This is a genomic window from Subtercola boreus (assembly GCF_003399635.1).
Classification (GTDB): domain Bacteria; phylum Actinomycetota; class Actinomycetes; order Actinomycetales; family Microbacteriaceae; genus Subtercola; species Subtercola boreus_B.
Genome location: NZ_NBXB01000011.1, coordinates 330,962 through 356,996, shown reverse-complemented (window position 1 = coordinate 356,996; position 26,035 = coordinate 330,962). Strand labels below are relative to the sequence as shown.

Annotated in this window: 22 protein-coding genes; 9 read left to right on the top strand and 13 right to left on the bottom strand. The window is 69.0% G+C overall.

The features are described 5' to 3' along the window. Window positions 1–4: 4 nt before the first annotated feature. The 4 genes from B7R22_RS04210 to B7R22_RS04195 all read right to left on the bottom strand — a co-directional run bounded on the left by B7R22_RS04210 (window position 5) and on the right by B7R22_RS04195 (window position 3,645). The gene (locus tag B7R22_RS04210) at window positions 5–1,207 is read right to left on the bottom strand and encodes an exonuclease SbcCD subunit D (RefSeq protein ID WP_116410534.1); all 1,203 of its coding nucleotides are present in this window, start codon (window positions 1,205–1,207) and stop codon (window positions 5–7) included. A gap of 164 nt (window positions 1,208–1,371) precedes the next feature. Further along, window positions 1,372–2,634: a pyridoxamine 5'-phosphate oxidase family protein gene (locus B7R22_RS20175; protein ID WP_367379173.1), complete on the bottom strand. Its 1,263-nt coding sequence runs from the start codon at window positions 2,632–2,634 to the stop codon at window positions 1,372–1,374. 40 nt (window positions 2,635–2,674) lie between these two features. Beyond that, window positions 2,675–2,989 (bottom strand): DUF7882 family protein, encoded by a 315-nt coding sequence (locus B7R22_RS04200; RefSeq protein ID WP_116410533.1) that lies wholly within the window; start codon window positions 2,987–2,989, stop codon window positions 2,675–2,677. A 50-nt stretch (window positions 2,990–3,039) separates the two neighbouring features. Continuing rightward, a complete protein-coding gene (locus tag B7R22_RS04195; protein WP_116410532.1) occupies window positions 3,040–3,645 on the bottom strand; it encodes a hypothetical protein in 606 nt (201 codons plus the stop codon). A gap of 118 nt (window positions 3,646–3,763) precedes the next feature. Between B7R22_RS04195 and B7R22_RS04190 the strand changes: the two genes are divergently transcribed. Further along, window positions 3,764–3,967 carry a hypothetical protein gene (locus B7R22_RS04190; protein ID WP_147305294.1) on the top strand — a complete coding sequence of 68 codons (204 nt, stop codon included), beginning with the start codon at window positions 3,764–3,766 and terminating at the stop codon, window positions 3,965–3,967. Window positions 3,968–4,010: 43 nt separating this feature from the next. On the opposite strand, the gene B7R22_RS04185 is transcribed toward B7R22_RS04190, so the two are convergent. The 6 genes from B7R22_RS04185 to B7R22_RS04160 all read right to left on the bottom strand — a co-directional run bounded on the left by B7R22_RS04185 (window position 4,011) and on the right by B7R22_RS04160 (window position 11,141). Next, a complete protein-coding gene (locus tag B7R22_RS04185) occupies window positions 4,011–4,913 on the bottom strand; it encodes a PfkB family carbohydrate kinase (protein ID WP_116410530.1) in 903 nt (300 codons plus the stop codon). A gap of 72 nt (window positions 4,914–4,985) precedes the next feature. Then, window positions 4,986–5,579 (bottom strand): DUF4440 domain-containing protein, encoded by a 594-nt coding sequence (locus tag B7R22_RS04180; protein WP_116410529.1) that lies wholly within the window; start codon window positions 5,577–5,579, stop codon window positions 4,986–4,988. A gap of 39 nt (window positions 5,580–5,618) precedes the next feature. After that, entirely contained in the window at window positions 5,619–6,392 is a 774-nt protein-coding gene (locus tag B7R22_RS04175) for a membrane protein insertase YidC (RefSeq protein WP_116410528.1), read from the bottom strand. Window positions 6,393–6,730: 338 nt separating this feature from the next. Further along, window positions 6,731–7,006 carry a DUF6412 domain-containing protein gene (locus tag B7R22_RS04170; protein ID WP_116410527.1) on the bottom strand — a complete coding sequence of 92 codons (276 nt, stop codon included), beginning with the start codon at window positions 7,004–7,006 and terminating at the stop codon, window positions 6,731–6,733. Between the two features lie 64 nt (window positions 7,007–7,070). Next, complete coding sequence (locus tag B7R22_RS04165) at window positions 7,071–10,544, bottom strand: TM0106 family RecB-like putative nuclease (protein ID WP_172582195.1); 3,474 nt, start codon at window positions 10,542–10,544, stop codon at window positions 7,071–7,073. Between the two features lie 156 nt (window positions 10,545–10,700). After that, on the bottom strand, window positions 10,701–11,141 hold the full coding sequence (locus tag B7R22_RS04160) for a VOC family protein (protein WP_116410526.1): 441 nt from the start codon (window positions 11,139–11,141) through the stop codon (window positions 10,701–10,703). Window positions 11,142–11,420: 279 nt separating this feature from the next. Here B7R22_RS04160 and B7R22_RS04155 point away from each other — a divergent pair, with 279 nt between their 5' ends. The 4 genes from B7R22_RS04155 to B7R22_RS04140 all read left to right on the top strand — a co-directional run bounded on the left by B7R22_RS04155 (window position 11,421) and on the right by B7R22_RS04140 (window position 14,462). Then, window positions 11,421–11,783, top strand: a complete 363-nt coding sequence (locus B7R22_RS04155) for a hypothetical protein (RefSeq protein WP_147305293.1) — start codon at window positions 11,421–11,423, stop codon at window positions 11,781–11,783. Window positions 11,784–11,797: 14 nt separating this feature from the next. Continuing rightward, entirely contained in the window at window positions 11,798–12,085 is a 288-nt protein-coding gene (locus B7R22_RS04150; protein WP_116410524.1) for a hypothetical protein, read from the top strand. 26 nt (window positions 12,086–12,111) lie between these two features. Further along, on the top strand, window positions 12,112–12,444 hold the full coding sequence (locus B7R22_RS04145) for a hypothetical protein (protein ID WP_116410523.1): 333 nt from the start codon (window positions 12,112–12,114) through the stop codon (window positions 12,442–12,444). Between the two features lie 161 nt (window positions 12,445–12,605). After that, window positions 12,606–14,462, top strand: a complete 1,857-nt coding sequence (locus tag B7R22_RS04140; protein ID WP_116410522.1) for a thiamine pyrophosphate-requiring protein — start codon at window positions 12,606–12,608, stop codon at window positions 14,460–14,462. Window positions 14,463–14,480: 18 nt separating this feature from the next. On the opposite strand, the gene B7R22_RS04135 is transcribed toward B7R22_RS04140, so the two are convergent. Genes B7R22_RS04135 through nirB form a run of 3 tightly spaced genes read right to left on the bottom strand, consistent with a single transcriptional unit; the run spans window position 14,481 to window position 19,363 of the window. Continuing rightward, a complete protein-coding gene (locus B7R22_RS04135) occupies window positions 14,481–15,623 on the bottom strand; it encodes a uroporphyrinogen-III synthase (protein ID WP_253258863.1) in 1,143 nt (380 codons plus the stop codon). Window positions 15,624–15,668: 45 nt separating this feature from the next. Then, window positions 15,669–16,715: a uroporphyrinogen-III C-methyltransferase gene (gene cobA, locus B7R22_RS04130; protein WP_116410521.1), complete on the bottom strand. Its 1,047-nt coding sequence runs from the start codon at window positions 16,713–16,715 to the stop codon at window positions 15,669–15,671. After that, entirely contained in the window at window positions 16,712–19,363 is a 2,652-nt protein-coding gene (gene nirB, locus B7R22_RS04125) for a nitrite reductase large subunit NirB (protein WP_116410520.1), read from the bottom strand. The genes cobA and nirB overlap by 4 nt, the downstream gene beginning before the upstream one ends. A 200-nt stretch (window positions 19,364–19,563) precedes the next feature. Between nirB and nirD the strand changes: the two genes are divergently transcribed. From nirD to B7R22_RS04105, 4 genes are read left to right on the top strand one after another with little or no spacing between them, the layout of a single operon-like run. Beyond that, on the top strand, window positions 19,564–20,649 hold the full coding sequence (gene nirD / locus B7R22_RS04120; RefSeq protein ID WP_116410519.1) for a nitrite reductase small subunit NirD: 1,086 nt from the start codon (window positions 19,564–19,566) through the stop codon (window positions 20,647–20,649). A gap of 51 nt (window positions 20,650–20,700) precedes the next feature. Next, window positions 20,701–22,161: an MFS transporter gene (locus tag B7R22_RS04115; RefSeq protein WP_116410518.1), complete on the top strand. Its 1,461-nt coding sequence runs from the start codon at window positions 20,701–20,703 to the stop codon at window positions 22,159–22,161. Then, a complete protein-coding gene (locus B7R22_RS04110) occupies window positions 22,161–24,266 on the top strand; it encodes a molybdopterin oxidoreductase family protein (protein ID WP_116410517.1) in 2,106 nt (701 codons plus the stop codon). The genes B7R22_RS04115 and B7R22_RS04110 overlap by 1 nt, the downstream gene beginning before the upstream one ends. After that, entirely contained in the window at window positions 24,263–25,960 is a 1,698-nt protein-coding gene (locus tag B7R22_RS04105) for an FAD-dependent oxidoreductase (RefSeq protein WP_116410516.1), read from the top strand. Before B7R22_RS04110 ends, B7R22_RS04105 begins: the two co-directional genes overlap by 4 nt. The last annotated feature ends 75 nt before the right edge of the window (window positions 25,961–26,035 follow it).

Sequence of the window (26,035 nt, the reverse complement as noted above, 5' to 3'; positions counted from 1 at the left end):
TCTTTCATTGGAGGGCCAGCCCAGCGTCGACCGCGCCCAGCGTCTCGCTGACCAGGCGGGTCTCGAACTCGCTCGGACCGGAACCGTTCCGCACGAACTCCACGAAGCCCGAGACGATCTGCTGGTCGGTCTTCTGGGTGAGACGCTCGGCATAGGTCTGCAGACCCGCGTCGTTGACGACGGAGGGCCGGTACTCGAGCGCCACGCAGTGGGCGAATCTCTGCTGCAGCTTGCGCATCCCGTCGAGCGGTCGAGCCTGGTCGGTGACGATCGCCTTGATCCAGTGGTCTTCGAACCGCGCGAGGGCGGGGTCGTCGAGGAGATCGCCGAGCGTGCCGGTGATCTCCCTCAGGGGCCTCGGCACGGGAAAGTCGATCCAGCTCGTCGAAGCGAGGCCGGCGGCATCCAGTTCGACCAGCCAGCCGCCGCGCACCCGGGAGCCCTCGCTGAACGAGTAGTGCAGTGGCGCACCCGAGTACCGCACCCGCTCGCTGAGCGCTGCGCGGGAGTGGATGTGGCCGAGCGCGACGTAGTCGGGCCCGTCGAAGACCGCGAGGGGGACGAGGTCGAGGCCGCCCGAGGTGATGTCGCGTTCGACGTCGGTCGTACCCTCATCTGCTGCCGGGGGCACCGGAAGCACCGGGAGCAAGGGAGCCGACGCCACGTTCACCGCAAAACAGTGTGACAGCACCACCGAACGGCCACCCCGAACCGCGAGGTCGTCGCGGATGCGCCCCATCGCGAACGCGAGTGCCTGCTGGTGCGAACGCAGCGTCTCGTCGGGATAGTGGTGGCGGATCAGGCTCGGTTCGAGATACGGGATGCCGTAGAAGTGCACCGGCCCCGCCTCGTCGTCGAGGGTCACCGGAACGTCGAGGCGATCGTGGCGGGTGAGTACGTGCACCCCGGCCTCCGACGCCCACTCGGCCTGAAAACCGAGTCGCGTGGCGGAGTCGTGGTTTCCACTGCTGAGGATCACCGTCGCGCCGGTCTGCCGGAGGGCCCGGAGGGTTCGGCTCAGAACATCGTAGGCCTCGGCCGACGGCACCGCAGAGTCGAACACGTCACCCGCGACGACGACGACATCGACACCCTGCTCCCGCACGGCTTCGGCCATCGCCGTAGCGACGATCTCGAAGTGCTCGAGCGTCGGATGCGTGTGGAAGGTACGCCCGATGTGCCAGTCGGAGGTGTGCAGGATCTTCATAGGCCGCACGTTAGCCGCGGCCGCCGACAGTGACCGATCGGTCGACAGGCTCTACACGGCATCCACCCAGTGTCTCACGGAGCCGGACAGAGGCCGCGTGCGACGCTGCGGTGCGGTACGGGTGCAGGTGCAGGTGCAGGTGCAGGTGCAGGTGCAGTGCGACGCTACAGTTCGACCTTCTCGTTCTCGCCGCCGTCGTACGGTGTGCCCGTGACCCTCGACTTCAGGAGGCTGAAGACCGTCGCGACCCGGCCACCCGGAGTGTCCCAGTATTCTGCGCTGTCGCTGACGAACTTGACCAGCGTCGCGTTGGGGTCTTCGGGACCGTTCGGGAACCATGCGTCGACGGCGGGATTCCACAGCTCCTTCAGCTTCGCGTCATCGTCGACCTGCTCGGCCAGGCCGGAGAGCGACACCCAGGTGTCACTCGAGCTGAAGGAGACATTCACGACGGCATCGGCGGTGATCTCTGCAATCTCGTGGGAGTCGCGGGCGACGATGAACCAGAGATCGCCGTCGAATTCGACGTCCTGCACGGTCAGCGGCCGGGCGACGAGCTTCGCGTCGGCGGAGCGGGTCGTCATCATGGCGAACCGGAAACCCTTGATGAGCTTCGCGACCTTCTCGACGCCGGATCCCGAATCGGAGGTGCCGGAATCCGAGGTGCCGGAATTGGAGGTGGTGGTGTCAGTCATGTGCCTGCTCCTTCGCTGGTGGGTGTTCCTCGCTGTGGTGGATCCACTCTGCTCCGGATGCCCGGGGTCGCGGTACCCCTTGACGACAGGGCCCTCGGCGACAGGGCCCCCGGCGACAGGGCTCCTGACGAACCCGCTCCGCCGGGCATCCAGCTCGGCAAGGTCCACGTCGCGCACGGCACGCATGCGCTCCTCGCGGTGGGCCGCGTAGCCGGGGTCGGACGCGGGGAGCCCGCCCGCAGCATCCAACCGCACCTCGATCGCGTGGCTCAGCTCCGACCACGCCCACTGCCTCGACGAGTCGACCGCGGCGGGCACGAACTCACCGTCGAGACGCAGACGGTCGAGCTCTGTGGCAAGGGCCGAGTAGACCACTCGGCGCTGCACCAGCAGGTGGTGGTCGCTGATCGTGGTCGACGTGCGGAAGCTCGGCGGGAACTCGGCCATCAGCCGTCGCATGTGGGCAGCCAGGGAAGCCTGTTCGAGCACCAGCGCACGGAGCTCCGCGTCGACGAACCGCGCGATCCGCTCCGGGTCGTAGGGATCGCCCGACCTCAGCGCCCCGACAACGATGTGGTTCATCGTGGCCATCGTCAGGGCTGTGCGCGACAGCGAGACACCCTCCTCGACGGCCCGCTCGACCAGGCCCGCATCGACGGGAAACCTCAGCGCGCGCCGGCGCCGCTCGACCGGTTCACCGCGGCGTCGCCCCTTCTGTCTCGGCTCTGCCATCGTTCACCAAGACTGCCGAACGCGGGTGCCGGGAGGCGCTTCAGGCGATGGCGGCCGGCTCCGCGAGCGGCTCCGGAAGCAGGCGGAGGCCCGAGCCGCTGTTCGCGACGGCGGTGAGCTGTTCGATCCAGTGGCGGTTGAGCCCGGTGTTCGTCGAGGCGTCGAGCACGAACTGCAGGGGGATGGCGGGATGCAGCCAGATGGTGTGGCTTCGGCCCGTCGCCTCGTCGTCCCACGACAGGGCGAACTTCTCATCGCGGCGGAGCTTCGCCAGCACCACGACGCGGAGATGCAGGAGTGCGCGGTCATCGAGGGGGATCTCGTCTCCGGGCGCACCGTAGATGAGGTTTCCCATGATTCAGTCCTGACTGGAGCGCGCGGGTCTCGGCGACTCGTACCCCGATCCTAATCGCTCAGCACCCCTGCCTGCCTCAGTTCTAGGGCAGACAGTGCACCTATCGTGCGAGGGTCGCCCGCGCGCCAAGCGGCAACAGGATCAGGAGCCAGTGAGAGCAGCGCCTCGGGTCGGAAACCCACAAGCGCCCGGAGGGCCAGAAGGTCCCGCCCCGCGGCCGTCTGGCTGAGCAGCCGCGATTGGGCGGCCCGCCGCACGAACCGGATTCGCGGGCGGAGCCAGAGCAGCAGGATGGCGATGATCGGCACCACCGCGACGATGATTCCGACGACGAGCGACGCCTCGCCGATGAGCTGCTGCTGGCGCTGCCCGGCATCGGCGAGCATCGTTCCCGCGTCACCGGCCGACCGGAACGGAGAGCTCGCGCCCGGGCCGATCAGAGGAATCCCGCCCAGCGAATCGGCCGCATCGGTCATCGTTCCCCGGAGCCACGTCCCCGCATCCTCGATCCCGCGCCCGAGTGCGGCCAGCGAGTTCAGCAGAACGCCGGCCATCACGCTCAGGACAACGAAGGAGATGATCGAGACCATCGCTGAGGCGTCTGCGACCAGTTGCAGGGCACGCCGACGGGGCTGGGCCGAGTACAGCAGCTTCATACCTGCACGCTACGTGCGACAGCGGGCAGCCGCGAGGGCTTGCACTGTGCCCCGGAGGGCTGTCAAGGTGCCACGGAACGCCCTGCAGACGGCTCGGTTATCCGGGTATGGTGCTGCCATGACAGATCACAGCGATTCTTCCATGGAATACCCCGACAGCGCCGGCTACCCCGACGGCGAGGGCATCGTCGGCAACGGTCCGACGACCGACGCACCGCCCTCAGGGGTCGACGCCAGCCTGGCCGACGAGCCGGAGACCGAGGAGACCCTCGACGGCGAGGTGCCGACCGACGAGGAGGACACCGAGGTCAACGACGGCTGAGCGCTCGCACGGCTGGTAGCGCATCGGTTCCATCGCCGGCCGATCATGCCGCCAGGGCAGCCACCAGCTCACCGTCGATGAAGCGGGCCGTGATCTCGTGCGCCCGGCCGATGGCATCCCGGATGTCGCCACTCTCCCGGTAGCTCACGGCCAGCGCGGCGCTGAACACGTCGCCCGCACCGATCACGCTGCCGACGCCCTGGCGTTCGAGCGGTTCCGCCGGAACGTGCACCGAGACGCCGCCGTCGAAGGAGGTCGCGCCGTTCCTGTTCTGAGTAACCACGACCGTCGTCCGGGAGAAGTCCCTCGACCACTCATCGGCGACGGTGAGGGCCATCCGCAGGTCCTCATCGGAGAACACGACGACATCGAACAGCGGGATCACGTCGGCGTACTCCGCGAAGTCGCGCTGGCCGACCGTTCCGTCGTCGTCGACCCTGCGGAGGAAACCCTGTACGAGCAGCATCTTGAGGGCATCCGGCCGGGTCTCGGTCAGAGCGGCAGCGAGATACTCCGGCGTGAAGTTCGCGAGCAGCGGGGCGACGATGACGATGTCGGCGGCTGCGAGCGCGCGGGCATAGGTCGCTGTGACGGGCACAGGATCGGCGTTCTGCGCGTAGAAGCACTGCTGGCGGCGCACATCGCCGTCGATGTGGTTGCGGTAGAGCAGGGTGCCCCCGGGTGTTGCGGGGTTCAGCAGAGGGATGCCGGGCGGCGAGGCCGACATCACGGCGAGGAAGTCGCCGCCGTAGGGTGCGATCACCGAGACGGTGACCCTCGGCACGGCCTGCAGCTGCCGGTTGATGAAGAAGGCCGGCGAGCCGACCGTGCGACGTAGGCGCTGCGGGGCTTTGTCACCCGAGTCGGTTCCGGTGTTCTCGTCGATGCAGACGTGACCGATGATGACGACGGAGCATGCGTCTGTGGTGGGGGGTGCAAGGGTCACCTGTTCGACTTTACCAAGCGCTGAAGGCCCGGCACCCCTCGGGCCGGGCCTTCAGCTGGGTCGTGCGGCGTGCTAGGAGGTCGGCTGCGAGGGAACCTCGCCGCCGCCCATGTCGCAACAGGCGGGCAACGAGGGCGTCGCCATCACGTCTTCATGATTGTGCACCATCAGCCAGCGCTCTTGGGCGCCGGGCAGGGGTGGTGCAGATCCGTCCGCTCGGGATGCCCGCCTCCACACACTCGTGTTGCGGACCGTCTGCTCGGGCGATCCGTCGGCCAGGTCGACGGCAAGGTAGTGCAGCAGCACGGCGGTGTCGCCCCAGATGCGCACCTCGGGGGCGATGCCGCGGAGCACCGGGGTGGGGGGCAGCGTTTCGGGCAGGGTTTCGGGCCCGGCTGCTGGCGCGGCCGCCGGCCGGGCATCCCGGATCGCGTCGAGCTGCGCCTTGCCGTGGATGAGCTGCATCGTGTCGCTGTCGAACATGGTCGCCTCAGGCGAGATGTTCGCGTCGATCGCCGCGCGGTCGGCTGCCGTGAACCCCGCGTAGATCGCGAGTGCACCCGACCAGATCGCGTGCTCGTCGGTTCCCGGTGCAAAGGGGTTCGTGTTCGGGGTCGGGGTCGGGTTCGGGGTCGGGTCGGGGGCTGGACTCTGCGTATCGCTCATGGTGCTCTCAGCCTAGAAGCTGCTCGATCGGGATGCTTCTCAGGCAGCACGGATGACGCGGCGGAGCACGGCGCGTTCCCCGAGCGTCCAGACGGCGCTGGTGACGAGGTAGATCGCTGCGGCGAACGGGGCGATGGCGGCGAACAGCACGGTGATGAACGGCAGGAACCGGGCGATCGACGCGATCGCGGCCGCACCCGCGAGCGAGTCGGCCGGAGCACCGGCGGCGGTGGCAGCAGCAGTGGCCGTGGCGGCAGAACCGGCCCAGCGGAGGTTTGCGCGGCGCGTCAGCTCGACGGCCACGGCCAGCACTGCGAGGAGCCCCACGACGACCAGCACCTGCGGAAAGGCCACGCCGAGGGCCGCGAACAGGTTGGAGCCGAACGGAATTCCGAGGAACGTCTGCGTCAGCAGCACATTCGCGTGCCCCGCGAGCTGCGGATGCACGAACAGCGCGTAGATCGCCGACAGCACCGGTGCCTGCGCAAGCGTCGGCAGGATGCCCGCCAGAGGCGAGACCTTCTCGCTCGTGTACAGCCGGGTCAGCGCTTTCTGCAACGCCTCGGGCTTCTTCGCGTACTTCGCCCGGAGCGCCGCGATCGCCGGAGTGAGCCGCCGCCGCGTGACCTCCGCTCGCACCTGCGAGACCGACACGGGCACAAGCGCCATGCGGACCAGCACGGTCAGGAGCATGATCGCGAGCATCGGTGCGGCGTCGCCCGCGAACGGCTGCGCGACCGCTCCGATGCCGAGAACGAGGTTGTACAGGGCGTCGAGCACGGTAGCGATCGGAGGAAAAGTGGAGATGTCCATGGTCTGCGGGGCCTTTCGGGCTGAGGTGCAAGGGGTGTGGGGTGTGGGGTGTGGGGTGTGGGGTGTGGGGTGTGGGGTGTGGGGTGTGGAGGTACGGGGTGTGGAGGTACGGGGTGGCGTCACGCGGAGCAGCGTCGCGTCGCGTCACGCGGAGCAGCGCAGCATCGCCGAAGGGACGCAAAATGCTCCATGTCCAGCACCTTCGAACGCTTTGCGTCCCTTCGGCCACCCGTGTGGCGGGTGCGGGCACGCTAGAGGGTCAGCGTCAGGCCGCGAGGCCGATAACGAGAACTGCGAAGTCAGGCCGCAGCGTCATGCCGCAGCGTCAGTCCGCGAGGCTAGCGCTGCGCGCACGGAGCGCGGGAGCGCACGTGTCCGGGCGCGTCGGGGTTGCTCTCTGTGAGGAGGGTGGGCAGGTCGGCGTTCTGCTGCGGGGCCGGGCGCGCCCGGGCATCCGGAGCCGTGCGCATCGACCGCGCGACCAGCACAGCGGCAACGACGAGCAGCACGCCCGCCAGGCCGAGGAGCCCGGCCAGGAGCAGCGCCGGAGAGAACAGATCGCCGCTCGCGAGCGCGCCAACCGACTGAAGCGCGGCGAGCACAAGGGCGACCATCCCCCGACGCTATCAGGCCCACCCGGTGCGGGGCCCGGCGGGGAGGGCGGGGGCGGGGGCGGCGCTACTCCACGAGACCGATGAAGGCGCTCAGCTGCGCCAGGCCTGCTACCGAGCCGGGCAGGTACTCCGTGAGGGCGGGCGAGTGCACGAGGTAGGCCGCCCACTGCGCGCGGGAGATCGCCACGTTGAGGCGGTTCGCGAGCAGGAGGAACTCCAGCCCGCGCGGCACGTCGTCGGACCCGGATGCCGCGAGTGTGACGATGGCGACGGCCGCCTCCTGGCCCTGGAACGTGTCGACGGTGCCGACCGGCACATCGCCGAACCCGGCCGCCGCGAGAGTGAGGTGCACCGTCTCGACCTGGGCGTTGTAAGGCGCGACCACGATGAAGTCGCTCTGGGCGAGGGCGCGCGTCTGGCCATCCGACGTCCACGGTGAGCCAATGAGCTCGGTGACGATACCGACGACCACGGCCGCCTCCTCGATCGACGACGTGGAGTTGCCGGTATGCCGCACGGGCACCGGATGGAGCCCCGGCACCACTCCGGCGAGCATCCGGTCTGATGCGTGCGAGTGCAGCCTGCCCTCGTAGGAGAGCTTCGAGACGGGCTCGCAGAGCGCCGGGTGCATGCGCCAGCTCGTCTCGAGGAAGTAACCGAACTCCGCAGGAAGCACCCCGTGCCCCTCGGCCAGCCAGCCGAGCGCTGACACGTCGACGGGTTCCGGGTGCGTGCCCTGGCTCACCTGTGGAAGCTGCTGGGGGTCGCCGAGCAGCAGCATCCGCGTCGCTGCGACCGACGAGGCGATGGTGCTCGCGACGGAGAACTGCCCTGCCTCGTCGATGACGAGCAGGTCGAGCGAGCCGCGCGGAACAGTGTTGGCGTTCGCGAACGTCCATTGGGTTCCGCCGAACACATACCCGCCGTCCAGCTGCACGAACCCGGGCACGGCCTTGGCGTCGAGGGCGGTCCACGAGGAGCCCGCGCCGCCCCCCGCAGAATCCTTCGGCTTCTTGCCGACGAGCCTCGGATCGAGCCCCGCCCCCACGATCGCCTCGAGCATGTTCTCGACGGCCGCGTGGGACTGCGCGACGACCCCGACCTTCCAGCCGTGGTTCTGCACGAGGTCGGCGATCACCCGCGACCCGGTGTAGGTCTTGCCCGTTCCGGGCGGGCCCTGCACCGCGATGTACGAGCGGTCGAGGTCGAGCAGCGAGCTGCGGATGCCCGCGATCACGTTCTCGCCCCGCACGAGTTCGGGCAGGGTGCTGAGGCGCGGCGGTTCGCGGCGGAGGATGTCGAGTGCGGCATCCGGAACCATCGTCGGCAGCGCCCCCAGGAGCACGCGGCCCCAGTCGGCGATGGCCTCCGCGAGCTTCGTCGCGTTCGGCGGAGAGGAGGGTGTGACGGCCATCGGGAACTCCGGGTACGGGTCTCCGCCGGTACCGACCTTCTCGGTCAGGAGGTAGCTGCCGTCGCCCCGGTCGGCAAAGCTCACGCGACTGTGCGCGACCCGCGCTCCCGGCTCGGAGCTGCCGATCAGCGGCGGGAACGGGGAGTCGTAGAGCACGAATGGGGTGTCGGTGCCCGAGAACCGGCTTCCGGGGGCGGCGGTACCGGTCACGACCAGGTCGCGAGAGGGGTTTCGGGCGCGCGGACCGGCCAGCGACCAGTCCCGCTCGACCTGCACGGTGTCGACGATGAAGACGCCGCGGGTGTCGGCCCATTCGTCCACCGGGCTGCGGAGGCGGTCGAAGTGCTCCCACCAGAACGACTTTGCCTCGCGCCGATGGTAGTCGATGGCCGCCGAGGCAAGGGCGACGGCCGTCTCGTCGGAGGAACGCTCGGGCTCGCCGAGGGCTTCGGGATGCTCGGCCCGCCGCTCGGTCTCGAGCCCCCCGAGGTAGGAGACCAGCTCCGTGTAGACCGGATCGGGCTCACGGATCGGCATCGCGGCGAGCATCTCGATCGTGAGGTCGTCGTCGACCGCCGGAGTCACCCCGACCTCCGCCGCTCGGGCGAGCAGCCAGTCACGCAGCCGCAGTGTCGAGACGCAGTCGTACTCGTTGTACTGCACGATGTCAGCGCGAACGGCAGCCGCGGCGTCGGTCTCACCGGCCGCACGGAACTCGGTGTAGCGCTCGTACTCACTGATCGAGTCGGCCGCATTGGCCGTGCCGTCGCGGCCGACGTCCATGTAGAGAGGCTCGAGCTTCTTCAGCGAGTAGCTGTGGCTGCCGATCCGGAGACCCCGCCGCACGATCGGGTACAGGTCGACGAGCACGTTGTGTCTCAGCAGGTCGTCGATCTCCTCCTCCCCCACCCCGTGCCGGGCCGCAAGCGTCAGCAGATGGGTTCGTTCGTAGGAGGCGTAGTGGTAGATGTGCATTCCCGGATGCTCGGCCCGGCGTTCCCGCACGAAGGCCAGGAAGTCGACCAGCGCCGTCTTCTCCTCCACAAGGTCGTCGGCCCAGAAACCCGTGAAACGGGCATCCACGTCGACCAGCCCGAAGAGATAGTCGAGCCCCCACTGCTGCCGCTCCTCATGCAGTGGATCACCCTCGAAGTCGAAGAAGATGTCGCCCGGAGACGGCTCGGGCAGTGCGGTCAGGGCGACCGGACTGGCGACGCGCCAGGGCGGCGGCGAGCCCTCGGGCGCGAGCGCTCGTTCGACCTGCATCGCGGCCTGTTCGCGGAGGGCGACGAGCGTCGCGTCGCTCATCTCCTCCACAGGCGCCTTGCGCTCGGCGAGTTCTTCGATGGTCGTGACGCCCGCCGCACGGAGCTTCGCCCGCTGGGTCAGGCGCATCCCGGCGACCTGCAGCACGTCGTGCGTGCGCTCGACCTGTTCGGCGCAGGCATCGCAGCGCCCGCAGGCCGTGTAGCGGGGATCGCCCCACGGGGTCGGTTCGGGATCGAGCCCCCGGTCATCCAGAACCTGCTGCAACCGCGCGCGCCGCTTGCGGTACACCGGCAGGATGTCGGTAAGGCGGTGCGTGCTGATCTCGCCCGTGCCGAGCCAGAGGTGCACGTTCTCGCCGATCTCGAAGCCGAGGTGCTGCAGCTGGTCGCTGTAGGCCGCGAGCTGCAGCAGTGCGTTGATCTTGGCCTTGCGGGCGAGCTTCGTGTCGTAGACCTCGTACCGCCCGTCGGGCCCGAGGATGATGAAGTCGGAGTATCCGAGGAACCTCCCGTCGAAGAACGCCCCCTGGAACACCACCTCGGCCCGCCCCTCGAGGGCAGCGAGCGTCGCCTCTGTCGCCGAACGGATGCCCGTGAACGACCCATCGCGGATACCCGAATCCTCCGGCCGCTCGATCTCCACGACCACCCGGGTCTTTCGGAGCCCATCGAGCACCTTCTTCTCGTGCAGGTCACCGAGGCGGCCGGCGCGCTTCAGCATGTCGTCTTCGACGAACGGCGGCTTCTCGATGCGCCCGAGCATCCAGTCGAGCTTGCGCAGCAGCGCCCACTCGCACGACGATGCCGCCGCCAGGTCGGTCGCCGAATAGATGACCGTGTCGCCTGCGAGTTGCACTGTCGACTCCCTGGGTGCCGGATCGCCGCGGGGTGACCCACCCGGCACCGTGCCGGGATGCGGCAAGAGTAGCGCTCGCCGCCGACATCCGTTGTGAGTTATCCACAGGCCCGGACGATGGCCCGCGAAAGCAGACCCCCACCGGACGCTTTCGCCCTACTCGTCGGGCACGAAGATGCAGAACGGATGCCCCGCCGGATCGGCGAAGATCACGATCGCCTCCTCGGGATCATCCGTGCCGTCTTCGAGCACTCTCGCCCCGAGCGCAACGGCTCGCGCGTGCTGCTCGCGCAACTCGTCGACCGTCGACACCCAGAAGTCGAGGTGCATCATCTGCGGCCGCGGACCCTCGGGCCAGGTCGGCGCGGGCAGTGACGCGACCTGCTGGAAGGCGAGCACCCGCGCGCCGTCGCCGTCGGTGAGCACCAGCCAGTCGGCCGGATCGTCACCCTCCGCCCGCGCCTCAGGCTCATCGCCCGGCAGGTACTCGAGCCCCAGCAGCTCCCGGTAGAACTCGGCGAGGACCCGCGCATCCTCGGTGTCGAGCACCACCTGTCGCAGGCGGGGTACGGATGATCGTGCCGTCGTGTCGCTCATGCCCCCAGTCTCGACCCTCGCGGCCAGGTCCGCATCCTGGATTTTCGCGCAACTGATCTTTACTCAGATTAAGGCGTAGGGTTTCGGTCAGGGGCACGAGCGAAGGGAACGAATGAGGTCCATCACGACGCAGGTGGCGTCCAGTGTTCTTGTCGTCACTCTGATCGGCGACGGTGGCGGAGCCGCACCCCGACAGCGAACGGTGACACAGACCTCGACCCGGGCACGATCGCCCTCTACAACGCCGGCTTCGGCGACGTGAGCGTCAAGAGTTACGACGTGCCGGTGCTCGATCACATCGACCTGCTCTGCGGGGACGATTCGTCGGGGTACGTGCATATCAGGAAGGAGCATGAAAACGATTGGCAGGTTCTGGTCGACAAGTACGGCGGCGGCGTGAATTGGGACGACTTCATGGAGTACGCGCTTGCGCAATCCGTGACGGCCCCCTCGGACGGCTACCCCATCGACATCGGCGGTGACAAGTCCTGCTATACCACGCCCGTCCAGATCTATGACAAGGACGGGAACTACCAGTCGACAATGAATCCGACAATCATCGTCTCAGCGAACAACAAGAAGATCATCACCGCGGTGCCGACGACGGACAAAGTCTCGTCGAACTGCAGTGCGGCCATTTGACGGAGAACTCCATCATGCGCGAACTGAAACTGTCGGTCGACTACGGGATGGGTTGGCCGCTGTCCGACATCATGTGGTGGCCTGAGGATCAACCTGATTGGCCCTCGCTGATCACACCGCGACTGGATGCCGACCTCAGGGCGTGGGGTGACTTCTTCAACATCTGGGGCGATCACGAGACCGGCCTCTTCGGCTCGGAGGAGCGCCGCAAGTGGTTCGACCTGGAAGGGTTCCGGTTGCGGGACGAGCTCGAGAAGCAGGTGGGCCACCTGTACACGATCACGCTTCGGCTCTGGTTCTGAGCGGCGCAGCGCGAGAGAATCGAGGCATGCCGACGCCCGAGGAGATGTTCGAGGCGCTCGGCGCCGAGCTGCTCGCGCGGGGCGCGGAACGCAGCCAGATGATGGGGCGACCGATGTTCGCCGTGAACGGCAGGATGTTCGCGTGCCTCAGCAACGACCGCCTCGGGGTGCGGCTCGGCGCCGGCACGCCTGAGCTCGGTGACGCCCTCGCGCTGCCGGGTGCGACACTGTTCAGCCCGGGCGCGCCGAAGAACGGCGGTGCGCACCGGGTCTGGCGCGACTGGGCGTCGCTCCCGTCGAGCGCCGCAGACGCCTGGCCCGACGTCGCGAGCCTCGCACTGCGCCACCGGCTCGGGTGAGGCCTGGTCGCACCAATTCAGGACATGGGCGGCGCCGGGCCCGTATGCTCCACGGCCCCCCGCATATCCTGAACCGTGCACGCCGCCAGACGGGTCACGCTGCGGGAGAGCTCCTCGTCAAGGGCTCCCGCGCGGACCGCTTTCGGCGTTTGACTGGTCTCATGACAACAGTGAGCGACTTCATCATCCAGCGCGTCCGGGAATGGGGCGTGACCCGCGTCTTCGGCTACCCGGGAGACGGTATCGGCGAGTTCGACGGGGCTCTCGGGTCGGCCGAGCGACGCGGCGAGGGGCTCGAGTACATCCGCCCCACCCACGAGGAGATCTGCTCGCTGATGGCGACAGCGCACGCGAAGTTCACCGGCGAGGTGGGGGTGTGCATCGCGACATCCAGTCCCGGCGCGTTCCACCTGCTGAACGGGTTGTACGACGCGGCGATGGACAACCAGCCGGTCGTCGCGATCGTCGGCCAGCAGGGTCTCGCCTCGCTCGGCACGTTCGTGATGCAGGAGTCGAACCTCGAACGGGTCTTCTCGGATGTCGCGTGCTACGTGCAGACGATCGTCAGCCCCGACCAGGCCCAGGCCGTGGTCGACACCGCCTTCCGCACGGCGAAGCTGCGGCTCGCGCCGGCCGTGATCATCCTGCCGCACGACATCCAGGGCATGGACTGGAAGGAGCCGGAACCCGAGAACTGGGTCGCGCGTTCGTCGGCCTCAGCGCCATCGACGGCGATCGTGCCCCCGGAATCCGAGCTGCAGAAGGCCGCCGACATCATCAACGCGGGGAAGAAGGTGACGTTCCTGGTCGGCGCGGGCGCGACCGGCGCAACCGACGAGGTGATCGAGGCGGCAACACTCGCCGGCGCCGGCATCATCACCGCGCTCCGGGGCAAGCATGTCGTGCCGTCGGAGATCCCGTTCCACACGCAGCAACTGGGCCTCCTCGGCTCGCTGCCGAGCCTCCATCAGGCCGAGAAGTGCGACACCATCGTCTTCCTCGGCACCAACTACCCCTACGGCCAGTTCCTGCCGAAGACCGGCCAGGCCCGCGGCATCCAGATCGACCTGAAGCCCGAGCAGCTGGGCGTGCGCTACCCGAACGAGCTGAACCTGTGGGGTGACGTGCGGGCGACGCTCGAGGCGCTCATCCCGCTGCTCGAGCCGAAGACGGACCTCAGCTGGCAGGAGGGGATCGCCGACGAGATGCGCGGCTGGGAGCACGAGATGGAAGCCCAGGCCATGCTCAGCTACCCCGATGGCGGCAACCCCCGCCGCGTCATCCACGAACTCAACAAGCGGCTGCCCGCCGGAGCGATCGTCACCTGCGACGCCGGCACGACGGCCGACTGGTACGGCGCCCACATCCGGCTGCGGCGCGGGATGCTCGGCGACATGTCGGGGCGCCTCGCGACCATGCTCGCTGCCATGCCCTACGCGGTCGCGGCGAAGTTCGCACACTCCGACCGGCCCGTCGTCTGCACCATCGGCGACGGAGCCTTCCAGATGCTCGGGATGAATGAACTCATCACCATCAAGAAGTACCTGTCGACGTGGAAGACCAAGACGTTCGTCATCGTCGTGATGCACAACGACGACCTGACGCAGGTGTCGTGGGAGATGCGCACCGAAGACGGCAACCCGCTCTGGAACACCTCGCAGGACGTCGAATCGGTCGACTACGCCGGCTGGGCCTCGCTGCTCGGCTTCCGTGGCGTCACGCTGACCCGGGACGAGGATGCCGGAGCCGTCTTCGACGAGGCGTTCGCGTTCGACGGGGTGACGCTCATCGACGCCCACGTGTCGAAGAACGTGCCTCCCCTGCCGCCGCACATCACTGCGGAGTTCGCGCTGAACACGGCCAAGGCGCTGCTGAAGGGCGACCCCTCCGAGCTCGCGGTGATCGTCGACTCGGCCGAGGCCCTGGCGGCCGAGCAGGTCGAGCGGGTGAAGGGCGCGCTGCACCTCGGCGGGCGCGGGCATCGCCGCGATGGTGAGGCAGGACGCGAAGACGACTGACGCCGCCGCGCCTGGCGCTCAGACGGGTGTCGCGATGCGGTAGCCGCGCTTGACCACCGTCGTGATCGCGGCGGGATTCGGCAGGCTCTGCCGGAGCCGACTGATCGCCACGTCGACACCGTGATCGTCGAGCGCCTCCGGGACGGCGCCCGCGAGCTGTTGGCGCGAGACCGTCGCACCCCGGGCATCCAGCAGGGCGCGGAAGATCGCGAGCGACACCGGGCTGAGCGTGGCCTTCACCCCGTTGACTGACACCGAGCGGCCGCGCAACTCGATCTGGCCGTGCTCGAAGTCGAGCCGTCTGATCTGGGTCTCCTCGAGGTGCTCGCAGAGCAACCGGATGAGCGCGCCCATACGGAACCGGTCGGGGACGATCGGCAGGATGCCCGCCTCGACGAGCGGCGCAGCGGTGACGGGGCCGACAGCAGCCGCAACCACGTTCTCCCGGAACGCAGCCTGCAGTTCGCCGAGTTTGCCGGCTGACTCTGCCGTCGTGAACAGCGATTCGACGGCCGGGGCGCTCGTGAAGGTGACCGCGTCGACCGACGACTGGCAGATCGAATCGATGAGGCGGAGAACCCGGCCGGAGTCCTCGTGCTGCTCCCAGCGGTACGGCGCGGCGGTGAAGAGGCCGGCACCCGCGGCTGTCAGGCGTGCGAGCTGCACGGGGTCGGTGAAGCCGTGCAGCTGGACGGCGACGGTCTGACCCATGACGGAGCTGCGGAGCACGAGGTCGACGAGCGACGTCGTCGTCTCGCGCTCGCTCATGCCGTCGTCGTCGAGCCCGGCGGCCCGGATGGCACCGCGCGCTTTCGGCCCCCGCACCAGTATCCGTGTGTGTTCGAGCTGGGCGGCCAGGGCATCCCCGACCCCCGCGGCGTCGGCGGCTTCGAACCAGCGCCGGATGCCGTAGGAGGTGGTGGCCAGCAGGATGTCGGGCTTCGCAGCGATGATCGCGCGGGTTTCTGCCTCGAGCGCCCCGTCGTTGCTCACCCCGGTCATGCGGATCGTGGGCGCATGCGTCACGTCGGCCCCGCGGCGTTCGAAAGCCGCGATGAGATCTTCGGAACGCCGGTCGGAGGTCACTCCGATGCGGAAGCCGTCGAGCTGATCGCTGCGAAAGCCGGGCCCCGCGGCATCCGGCAGCGCACTGTCACTCACCCCGCGATCACCCCCCTTGCTCCGCGCTTCCTGCAACTACCGCGCTCACTGCGACGGCACGGGCAGCGACTCGACGATGTCCTGTACGCAGCCCCGCGCGGCCGCGTCATCCGAGGCTACCCGAACGACTTCGCCGATGACGATGACGGCCGGCGAGCGGAGACCGAGTCGGCCGAGGCCCGACGTGATCTCGCCGACCGTGCTGAAGGTGGTGCGCTGGTGGATGCTGTACCCGCGTTCGACGATGGCCAGCGGCATCCCCGGGCGCATCCCGCGCTGGAGGAGCCCGGCGATGGTCTGCACGAGGGTGCCTGCGCCCATCAGGATGACGATCGTGCCGTCGAGCCCGGTGAGGTGGGTGAGTTCGCTCTCGGTGAGCGGTGCGTGGCCCGAGATCACGGTGAAGGTGCGGCTGATGTCGCGGTGGGTGACCGGGATGCCCGCAGCCGCCGGCACCGAGATGGCGCTTGTGACGCCGGGCACGACGGTGACGGGGATGCGGTTCTCGCGGCAGGCGATGACCTCTTCGCCGCCCCGGCCGAAGACGAACGGATCGCCGCCCTTGAGGCGCACAACGGCGAGGCCGCGAAGCGCCCGCTCGACGAGGATCCGCTCGATCTCGTGCTGGGGGGTCGCGTGGTGGCCGGGGGTCTTGCCGACATCGATGAGTTCTGCGGCCGGCGCCCAGGCCTCCAAGGTCTCGGTCGGAGCGAGCCTGTCGTAGAGCACGACATCCGCCTCGAGGAGAGCCTGCCGTCCGGCGACGGTGACCAGGCCGAGGTCGCCGGGGCCACCTCCGACGAGCGTGACGGAGCCGCGGGGCAGGTCGGCGGCCGGTTGCTCATCTGTCAGCCAGATGCCGAGGCTGCGGGCGACAGCGGCCAGGTCGGCGCGCTGCGACTCGCGTCCGTCGACCCAGACCAGGAGGTGGGGCGGCGTGCGCGCCGCAGCCAGGGCGACCCGTGCCCTGCCCGCCGACATCACCTCGACGAATGCTCCGGCCGCGCGGTAGCGCGTTTCGACCCGGCGGGTCGCCGGCTGGTGGCCGACGACGATGACGGCGCGCCCTTCGAGGTCGACGGTGACGTTCATGCGTTCTCTCCTCGTTCCGGCGCGGCGGCTCTCACCGGAATCGACGATCCAGAGAGCAGCACCCGCCCGTCTGCTTTCTCGTCGGGGAACGCCGGCCGGTTCTGGCCGCGCTCCGAGACCTTCACGATCCCGGGATCCGGAGTGTTCGGCGCGTTGACGAATGAGCGGAACCGTCGGAGCCGCTCCGGATCCTTCAGCGTCGCCGCCCACTCGTCTTCGTAGTTCTCCACGTGCAGCGCCATCGCCTCTTCGAGGTCCGCCGCGATGCCGAGGGAGTCCTCGCAGACGACCTCCCGCACATGGGCGAGACCGCCCGGCAGTTCCTCCTGCCAACGCGCCGTACGCTGCAGACGCTCCGCGGTACGGATGTAGTACATGACGTAACGGTCGATGTACCTGATCAGGGTGTCGTCATCGAGGTCCTGCGCGAGGAGCTGGGCGTGGGCCGGCTGATAGCCGCCGTTGCCGCCCACGTAGAGGTTCCAGCCGTTCTCGCTGGCGATGATGCCGATGTCCTTGCCGCGGGCCTCCGCGCATTCGCGGGCACAGCCCGACACGCCCAGCTTGAACTTGTGCGGCGACCGGAGCCCCCGGTAGCGGAGTTCGAGACGCACGGCCATGGCGACGGCATCCTGCACGCCGTAGCGGCACCACGTCGACCCGACGCACGACTTCACCGTGCGGAGCGACTTGCCGTAGGCCTGGCCCGACTCGAATCCTGCCTCCACCAGCACCTTCCAGATCTCGGGCAGCTGCTCGAGGCGGGCGCCGAACATGTCGATGCGCTGGCCGCCCGTGATCTTCGTGTAAAGGTCGTATTCGGCAGCGACCTCGGCGATCACCTTGAGCTTCGCCGGGGTGATCTCGCCCCCCGGGATGCGCGGCACGACCGAGTACGTGCCGTCCTTCTGCATGTTGGCGAGGGCCCGGTCGTTCGTGTCCTGCATGGGGCCTGCCCCGTTGTCGAGGATGTACGCCGAGGTCTGCGTCGCGAGGACCGAGGCGATCACGGGCTTGCAGATGTCGCAACCGAGACCGGATCCGAAGCGCGCCATGACCTCTTCGGCCGAGTGCAGGCCGAGGATCCGCACGGACTCGAAGAGCTCGCTGCGGCTCAGGCTGACGTGCTCGCAGAGCGCCTTCGAGACGGCAACACCGGCCGCGGTCAGCTCGGTCTCGAGGATCTTCTTCAGCAGCGGTACGCACGACCCGCACTGGGTGCCGGCGCGGCTGCACTTCTTCAGCTCGCCGAGGTCGGTGCAGCCGAGGGAGTCCCCCTCCCCGCCGTGGATCGCGTGCCGCACCTCGCCGACAGAGACGTTGTTGCACGAGCAGAGCTGCACGTCGTCGGGCAGGTCGGCACTCGCCGGTGGTTCACCACCCGCTGAGGAGAGGTAGGCGCCGGGCTCGGCCGGCAGCTCACGACCGAGCAGCGGACGGAGGCTGGTGTAGGGCCCCGCGTCGCCGACGAAGATACCGCCGAGGAGCGTCTTCGCGTCGTCGCTGACGACGATCTTCTGGTAGAGCCCGCGCGCCGGGTCGGCATAGACCACTTCGATCGAGTGCTCCGTGGCACCCAGGGCGTCGCCGAAGCTCGCGACCTCGACGCCGGAGAGCTTGAGCCTCGTCGCGTCGTCGATACCCGGGAAGACCGCGAGGCCGCCCCAGAGACGGTCGGCGACCACCTCGGCCATGGCGTTGGCCGGTGCGACCAGTCCCACGCAGAATCCGCCGATGCTCGCCACCTCGCCGATGGCCCAGATGTGGTCGGCCGACGTCGCGCAACTCTCAGAGACGACGATTCCGCCGCGATCTCCGATGGCGAGGCCGGCGTTTCTCGCGAGTTCGTCGCGCGGGGTGATCCCGATCGAGAAGACCACGATGTCGGCGGCGAGCCGGCGTCCATCGGCCAGGAGCACGCCCACCACTTCCCCATCATCGCCGAGCAGCACTTCGGAGGGCCGCACGGCGAGGTTCAGGCTGATCCCCTGCTGCCGGATGAGTCGCCCGAGGGCCTGGCCCGCGCCCTCGTCGAGCTGTGACGACATGAGCCAGCGCCCCGAGTGCACGAGGGCCGCGCGTGCTCCCAGACGGTTGAGGCCGCCCGCGGCCTCGAGGCCGAGCAGTCCGCCGCCCACGACGACCACGTCGACGGGTCGAGCGAGTCTCGCTGTCAGTTCTTTCAGTTCGCCCGCCAGCCCATCGACGTCTTCGAGGGTGCGGTACACCCGCCCGGCAGCGGCGTTCGGAATCGGCGGCACGGTCGCCCACGAACCGGTGGCCAGCACGAGCTCGTCGTAGTCGACATTCTCACCGCTCGAGAGAGTGAGGGTGCGGGCACCGGGATCGATCGCCGCAACGAGCGCGTTCGACCGGTGTTCCACGCGGCCGGGCTGCCAGAGAGACTCGTCACCGAGCGAGAGGTCGAGGGCTCCGTCGAGCCGCTTCGACAGGGCGACCCTGTCGTAGGGGCGGTGGGGTTCGTCGCCGAACACCGTGATGCGGAGTCCGGCTGCAGCAGCATCCGACGCGCCTGCGCCCAGCCGGGACGCCAGCGACTCCGTGAACCGATGGGCCGCAGGGCCTGCGCCCACCACGACGACGTGGCGGGTGGCCGAGGCCGCATCGGCCTGGTCTGGTTCGAACATGGATACGCCTCTCTCGGGTGTACTCACACGCTACAAAGGGGCGGTTTCGACCCTGTTGCGGCCGCGTAACGTCTTGTGACCGAACCCTCTCGACACGTTCCGGCGAGTGTGAGGTGTTTGTTACCAGCCCGACTCCCGAGAGGCGATCCGGCGAAATCTGGGCTGCCTAGGGTGGGACGCACCAGAAGGAAGGAGTAACGATGACGATCACCCAGGCAGCGGCAGCCCCACTCACCACGGCAGCGCCCCAGCAGGCGGCACTGCCGGAAGCCCTCAGCCCGTGGCACGCGATCTGCGCCGTCGACCAGCTCGAACCGCTCTGGGGCGAGGCCGCCCTCCTCGACGGGGAACAGCTCGCCCTCTTCCGCCTCCCGGGCGACCGCTTCTCCGTCGTCTCGAACGCCGACCCTGCCACGGGCGCCTTCGTGATGTCGCGGGGCATCATCGGTTCCAGGGGCGACCGCACCACGATCGCGTCGCCGCTGCACAAAGACGTGTTCGACCTCGAGACCGGCCGCTGCTTCACCAACGATCGGCTCCATCTGCCGACCTGGCGGAGCCGGATCACCGACGGCATGCTGGAGGTGGCCAGGCGGCCCGTGCTCGTTGCGGCTTCGCACGGAACCTCCGACACGGCCGGCCAGTCGGCCATCGCCGCCCTGGTCGAGGCCGTCCGCGCCGCACACCCGGAGCTCACCGTGGCCGACTCTTTCGTCGACGTGCAGCAGCCCGACGTGCCCACCGTTCTCGGCGCGCTCGACGACGGCTCGCCCGTGATCCTCGTGCCATTGCTGCTCTCGGCCGGCTACCACGTGCACGTCGACCTGGCCGAGCACGCGGCCGTCCGCCCCGGCATCACGGTGACGGGTGCGCTCGGGCCCGATCCACGCCTCGCAGAGGTGCTGGCCCAGCGCCTCACCGAAGCCGGCTTCCGGGCCGGCGACCGGGTCGTGCTGGCCGCAGCGGGGTCGAGCAACGCCTCGGCCGTCGCGGACTGCCACCTGATGGGCCGGATGCTCGCCGACACGCTCGACGCCGAGGTGACGGTCTCGTTCATCTCTGCGGCGTTCCCGCGGGTACCGGATGCTGTCGCCGCCGTACAGCGCGACCATCCAGATGACCGCGTACTGGTCTCGACCTACCTGCTCGCACCCGGCTACTTCAGTACTCTCGCCACCCGGACCTCCGCAGACGCCACGAGCGCTCCCCTGCTGAGGGAAGGCGAACCTCCACCGCCCGAACTCGTCGCCGTCGTGGCAGACCTGTACGCTTCAGCGCTCCGCTGACCAAGCCACACCCCTTCCCGGCTACTGCTCTGCCTCTCACAGGAGAAACCGATGAACTCACCGATCACCTCAGCGCCCGTCACCGAAGAACGCACCTCCACGGCGGCGGCCCCGTCCACACCTGATCTGCAGCCCGGCGGCACACCTGCCGCAGCCAGCACGACCCCGCCCGGGCTCAGCTTCCGTCGCGGCCGGGTCATCGACGGCTGGAACCCGGAGGACGCCGAGCAGTGGGCACGCGGCGGCAAGGACATCGCCGCCCGCAACCTCCGCTGGTCGATCTTCGCCGAATTCCTCGGCTTCGTCATCTGGCAGCTCTGGAGCATCGTGGTCGTGTCGCTGCCGAGGGGCGGTTTCACCTTCGACACCGGCCAGATCTTCTGGCTGATCTCGATGCCGAGCCTGGTGGGTGCGACCCTCCGCTTTCCATACACCTTCATGGTGCCGAAGTTCGGCGGCCGCAACTGGACGATGATCTCCGCGGGCCTGCTGCTCATCCCGAGCATCGCTCTCGCAGTCTGCGTCAGCAACCCGGGAACGCCATTCGGCGTGATGCTGTTCGTTGCAGCGCTCGCCGGCTTCGGCGGGGGCAACTTCGCCAGCTCCATGGCCAACATCACCTACTTCTACCCGCAGAGCCAGAAGGGTTGGGCGCTCGGGCTGAATGCCGCGGGAGGCAACCTGGGAGCATCCGTCGCCCAGTTCGTGGTTCCGATCGTCATCACGATCGGAGCGGCCGCTACCCTGAACCTGCCCCTGGCCGGCTGGATCTGGGTTCCGCTCATCCTCGTCGCCGTCTTCGGCGCCTACAAGCGGATGGACAACCTCTCCAGCGCAAAGGGCGACGTGAAGGCCTCGCTCGCGGCGGTGCGTGAGCCGCACCTCTGGGTGCTCGCCTTCCTCTACATCGGCACCTTCGGTTCGTTCATCGGCTTCGCCAGCGTCTTCCCGAAGCTGATCGCCGACACCTTCCCCACGTTCTCGACGTTCGGTGTCGGCAGCGCCAGCCTGTCGCTCGCCTTCCTGGGCGCGCTCGTCGGCTCACTCGTCCGACCCTTGGGGGGCCGGCTCGCTGACCGGTTCGGCGGTTCGGTCATCACGATGATCGCCTTCGTCGTCATGGGAGCTGGCGCACTCGTGGTCATCCTGACCCTGCCGCTCGGCAACTTCTGGTTGTTCCTGGTGGCGTTCCTGGTGCTCTTCGCCGCCAGCGGTGCGGGAAACGGATCGACCTACCGGATGATCCCGACCGTGTTCGCGCTGCGGGCCGGTGCGAAGGATTCCGGCGCCGGTTCCGACGTCTCGACGCAGCGCAAGGCCGCAGCCGCACTCGGCATCATCTCCGCCGTCGGTGCGTACGGCGGGTTCGCCATCCCCCAGCTGCTGAGCCTCTCGAAGACGTCGTTCGGCACCTACACCAACGGTCTCGGCTGGTTCGTGATGGCCTACGCGGTGATGCTCGCCGTGACGGGGTTCTTCTACCTGAAGAAGCGCGGCGGGGTTCGGATCTGATCGTGCAGACGACTCCGAGCCACTGCCCGTACTGCGCACTGCAGTGCGCGATGACTCTGGCCGGCGCGCCCACGGGTCGCCCGGCATCCGTCACCATCGAGGGCCGGATGTTCCCGACCAACCGGGGCGGGCTCTGCAAGAAGGGCTGGACTGCGGCGGAACTCCTCGACGCGGGCGACCGCATCGTGCATCCGCTGCTCAGGCAGCCCGACGGCACATTCGCCGAAGCGAGCTGGACAGAGGCCCTCGACCAGGTCGCCGACCGGCTCGCCGACAGTCGACGGCGGTTCGGAGCCGACTCGGTGGGGGTGTTCGGCGGCGGTGGGCTCACGAACGAGAAGGCGTACCAGCTCGGCAAATTCGCCCGTCTGGCGCTCGGGACCTCACGCATCGACTACAACGGACGGTTCTGCATGTCGTCAGCGGCCGCGGCAGGCAACCGGGCCTTCGGGCTCGACCGTGGCCTGCCGTTCGCCGTCGAAGACCTGGACAGCGCCTCGACGATCCTGGTCCTCGGCTCGAACGTCGCCGAGACCATGCCCCCGTTCATCGCCCATCTCGCAGGCGCGCGGCAGGCCGGTGGGCTCATCGTCGTCGACCCTCGCCGCTCGGCGACGGCCCGGCTCACCGACGACGGGGGCGGCATCCACCTGCAGCCCACCCCCGGCACCGACCTCGTGCTGCTGCTCGGGCTCACGCACATCGTGATCTCGGAGGGTCTCGCCGACGAGCAGTACCTCCGCTCCCGCACCTCGGGCTACGACGCCGTCCGCACCTCGACGAACGCCTGGTGGCCCGAGCGGGTGCAGGCAACGACCGGCGTGCCGGTGGCCCAGCTGCGGGAGGTCGCCAGGCGGCTCGCGGGCGCGGGCGGCAGCTACATCCTCACCGGCCGGGGCGTCGAACAGCACGTCGACGGTACCGACACCGCCACCGCCGCGATCAACCTCGCTCTCGTGCTCGGTCTGCCCGGCTCCTCCCATTCGGGCTACGGCACAATGACCGGCCAGGGGAACGGTCAGGGCGGCCGCGAACACGGCCAGAAGTGCGACCAGTTGCCGGGGTACCGGAAGATCAGCGATCCGGATGCCCGGGCCCACGTCGCCGCGGTCTGGGGTGTCGACCCCGCCGTGATTCCCGGGCCGGGAGTTCCCGCCGTCGAGCTGCTCGGCGAGCTCGGCCAGCCGGGCGGCGTGCGCTGCCTGCTGGTGCACGGTTCGAATGTGGTTGTCTCGGCGCCCGACGTCACCGCGGTGCGGGCAGGTCTCACGACACTCGATCTCCTCGTGGTGTGCGACTTCTTCTTCAGCGAGACCGCTCGGTTCGCCGACGTGATCCTGCCGGTCACGCAATGGGCGGAGGAGGAGGGCACGATGACCTCGCTCGAGGGCCGGGTGCTCCGACGCCGACAAGCGATCGAGCCTCCACCCGGGGTGAGGAGCGAACTGTGGATCCTGCACGAGCTGGCAGTGCGACTCGGCGCACCCTCGACCTTCGCCGTCTCACCCGCAGAGGTCTTCGACGAGCTCGCTCGCGCTTCGGCCGGCGGGATCGCCGACTACTCCGGGCTCAGCCACACGTTGCTCGACACCGGCATCGCCGCATACTGGCCCTTCACACCGGGCTCGGCAGGCACCCCGCGGCTGTTCCTCAAGACGTTCGCCCATCCCGATGGGCTGGCCCGGCTCGTCGCCGTTCGGCCGCGCCGCGCTGTCAGCGAGCCGCTGGTCGGCAACACGCTCACCCTCCTCACCGGCCGTCTGCTCGAGCACTACCAGTCGGGCGCCCAGACCCGCCGGGTGCCCGAGCTGCAGGATGCCCGGCCGGCTGCCCGGCTGCAGATCCATCCCGCGACGGCGTCGCGGCTGGGAATTGCCGAGAACGACGCGGTGCTCGTCTCGAACACCCGGGGCACGGTGCGGGTGAACGCCGAACTGACCTCCGCAATGCGGCACGACTGCGTCTTCCTGCCCTTTCACTATGCCGGTGACGAGTGCGCGAACCTGCTCACCGAAAGAGCAGTCGACCCGATCTCGGCGATGCCCGAATTCAAACGCACCATCGTCAGTGTGACCAGGGCAGGGGTTCTGGAGGTGACCGGATGACCGCGCAGCCGCTCCGCTCCGCGCAGCCGCTCCGCGTGGTGCTGGTTGGCTACGGTCCCGTCGGTGCCCGGTTCGTCGAAGGCCTGCTCGACACAGTGGAAGGTGGCACGGTCGCCCTCACCGTGGTCGGGGCGGAGACCGATGACGCCTACAACCGCGTGCTCCTCGCGGAATTCGCCGTCGGGCGTTCGACCCGCGACCGCCTCGAGACCACCGACACTGCTGCCGCGCGCGTCGCTGGTGTGAGCATCCGGCTCGGCGAAGCGGCCGTGGGTCTCGATCGGGTGCGCCAGACCGTGCGCCTCGACACCGGAGATCTCCTCCCCTACGACCGGCTCGTCTTCGCGACCGGCGCACGCGCGAACATTCCGACCCTCGAGGGACTGGAACGTTCGCGTCGATCGCGGCTGGAAGTGTCGCCCTCCGCCGAGCGCATGGACCGCGGCACCGCACCCCTGCCCGACGGGGTGATCGCGCTCCGTGACCTGCGGGATGCCGCAGCCCTTCGAACGGCCATCGAATCGCGCGCCCGGCTTGTCGTTCTCGGAGCAGGCGTGCTCGGGATCGAACTCGCCCTCGCAGCCGCCGAGCAGGGCGCAGAGGTCGTTGCCGTCTACCACGGCGACATCCCGATGGCCCGCAATCTCGACACCGGCGGCGGCCGGGTGCTGGCGAGCGCCGCCCGCCGCGCCGGCGTCGTGATGGCACCGCACTCACGCGCCGAGAGCGTGCTGCTGCGGCACGACAACACGGGCCGGGCCCACTTCGACGCTCTGGTCTGCGCCGACGGCAAGCAGATCGGCGGCGACCTTCTGGTTCTCTCTTGCGGCGTCAGCGCGCGAACCGAACTCGCCGCGGCCGCCCAGCTTACGGTGTCAGCCGGGATCGTCGTCGACAGCATGCTCCGCTCGTGGGACGATGTGAACGTCTTCGCTATCGGCGACTGCGCACACATCGTGGAGCGGACCGACGGTGATGCGGCCCGACGCGGCCCCGGCGAGCGCCCGAGTAGCGAGCGCGCCCCTGCCGCGCGGATCTTTGGAGCCCCGTCCGGTCTGATCGGCCCGGGCTGGCGGCAGGCCGACTGGCTCGCAGCGTCGCTCGTCAGAGAGGCCACGACCCTCGCCGGGCCTGCTGCTGCTGCGGGTGCTGCCGATGCTGCCGCTGCAACATCCGCGGCCTTGCCTTCTGTGCTCGCCGCCGAACGCCCCTCCGTGGTCATGCTGAAGGCGGAAGGTGTCGACATCGTCTCGGGCGGCGACTACTCGGCCGACCTCTGGGATGACGCGCACGAGGTCACCCAGTGGGCCGACCCGGCCCGCGGAAGTTACGTCAAGCTGGTCACGGAAGGCGGCGTTCTCACCGGCTTCGTCTCAGCGGGTTGCCCCCGGTTGGGCGCAGAGCTGACACTGCTCTTCGAGAGCCGGGGTGAACTGCCCGCCGACCGCTCCTCACTGCTCCACCTTGACGGAACCGGCGCGGCCGAGTCAGTCGGCTCCGATCCGCTCGCACCGCACGCTACCGTCTGCTGGTGCAACGGCGTCACCGTCGGGCGCATCACCGAGGTCGTCGCCGAAGGCCAGCGCACCGTCGAGTGCGTCGGGAAGGCCACCCGGGCCGGTACGGGCTGCGGCGGCTGCAAGGGCCGTATCGCCGAGATCATCGCACTGGCAGCCCCCGTCGCAGCGATCTGAGGCACGACGCCGCCCCTGTGCCTATCCCTGTGCCCACCGTCGCAGCCCGTCCCGCGCGTCAGGCCCGTCAGGCCC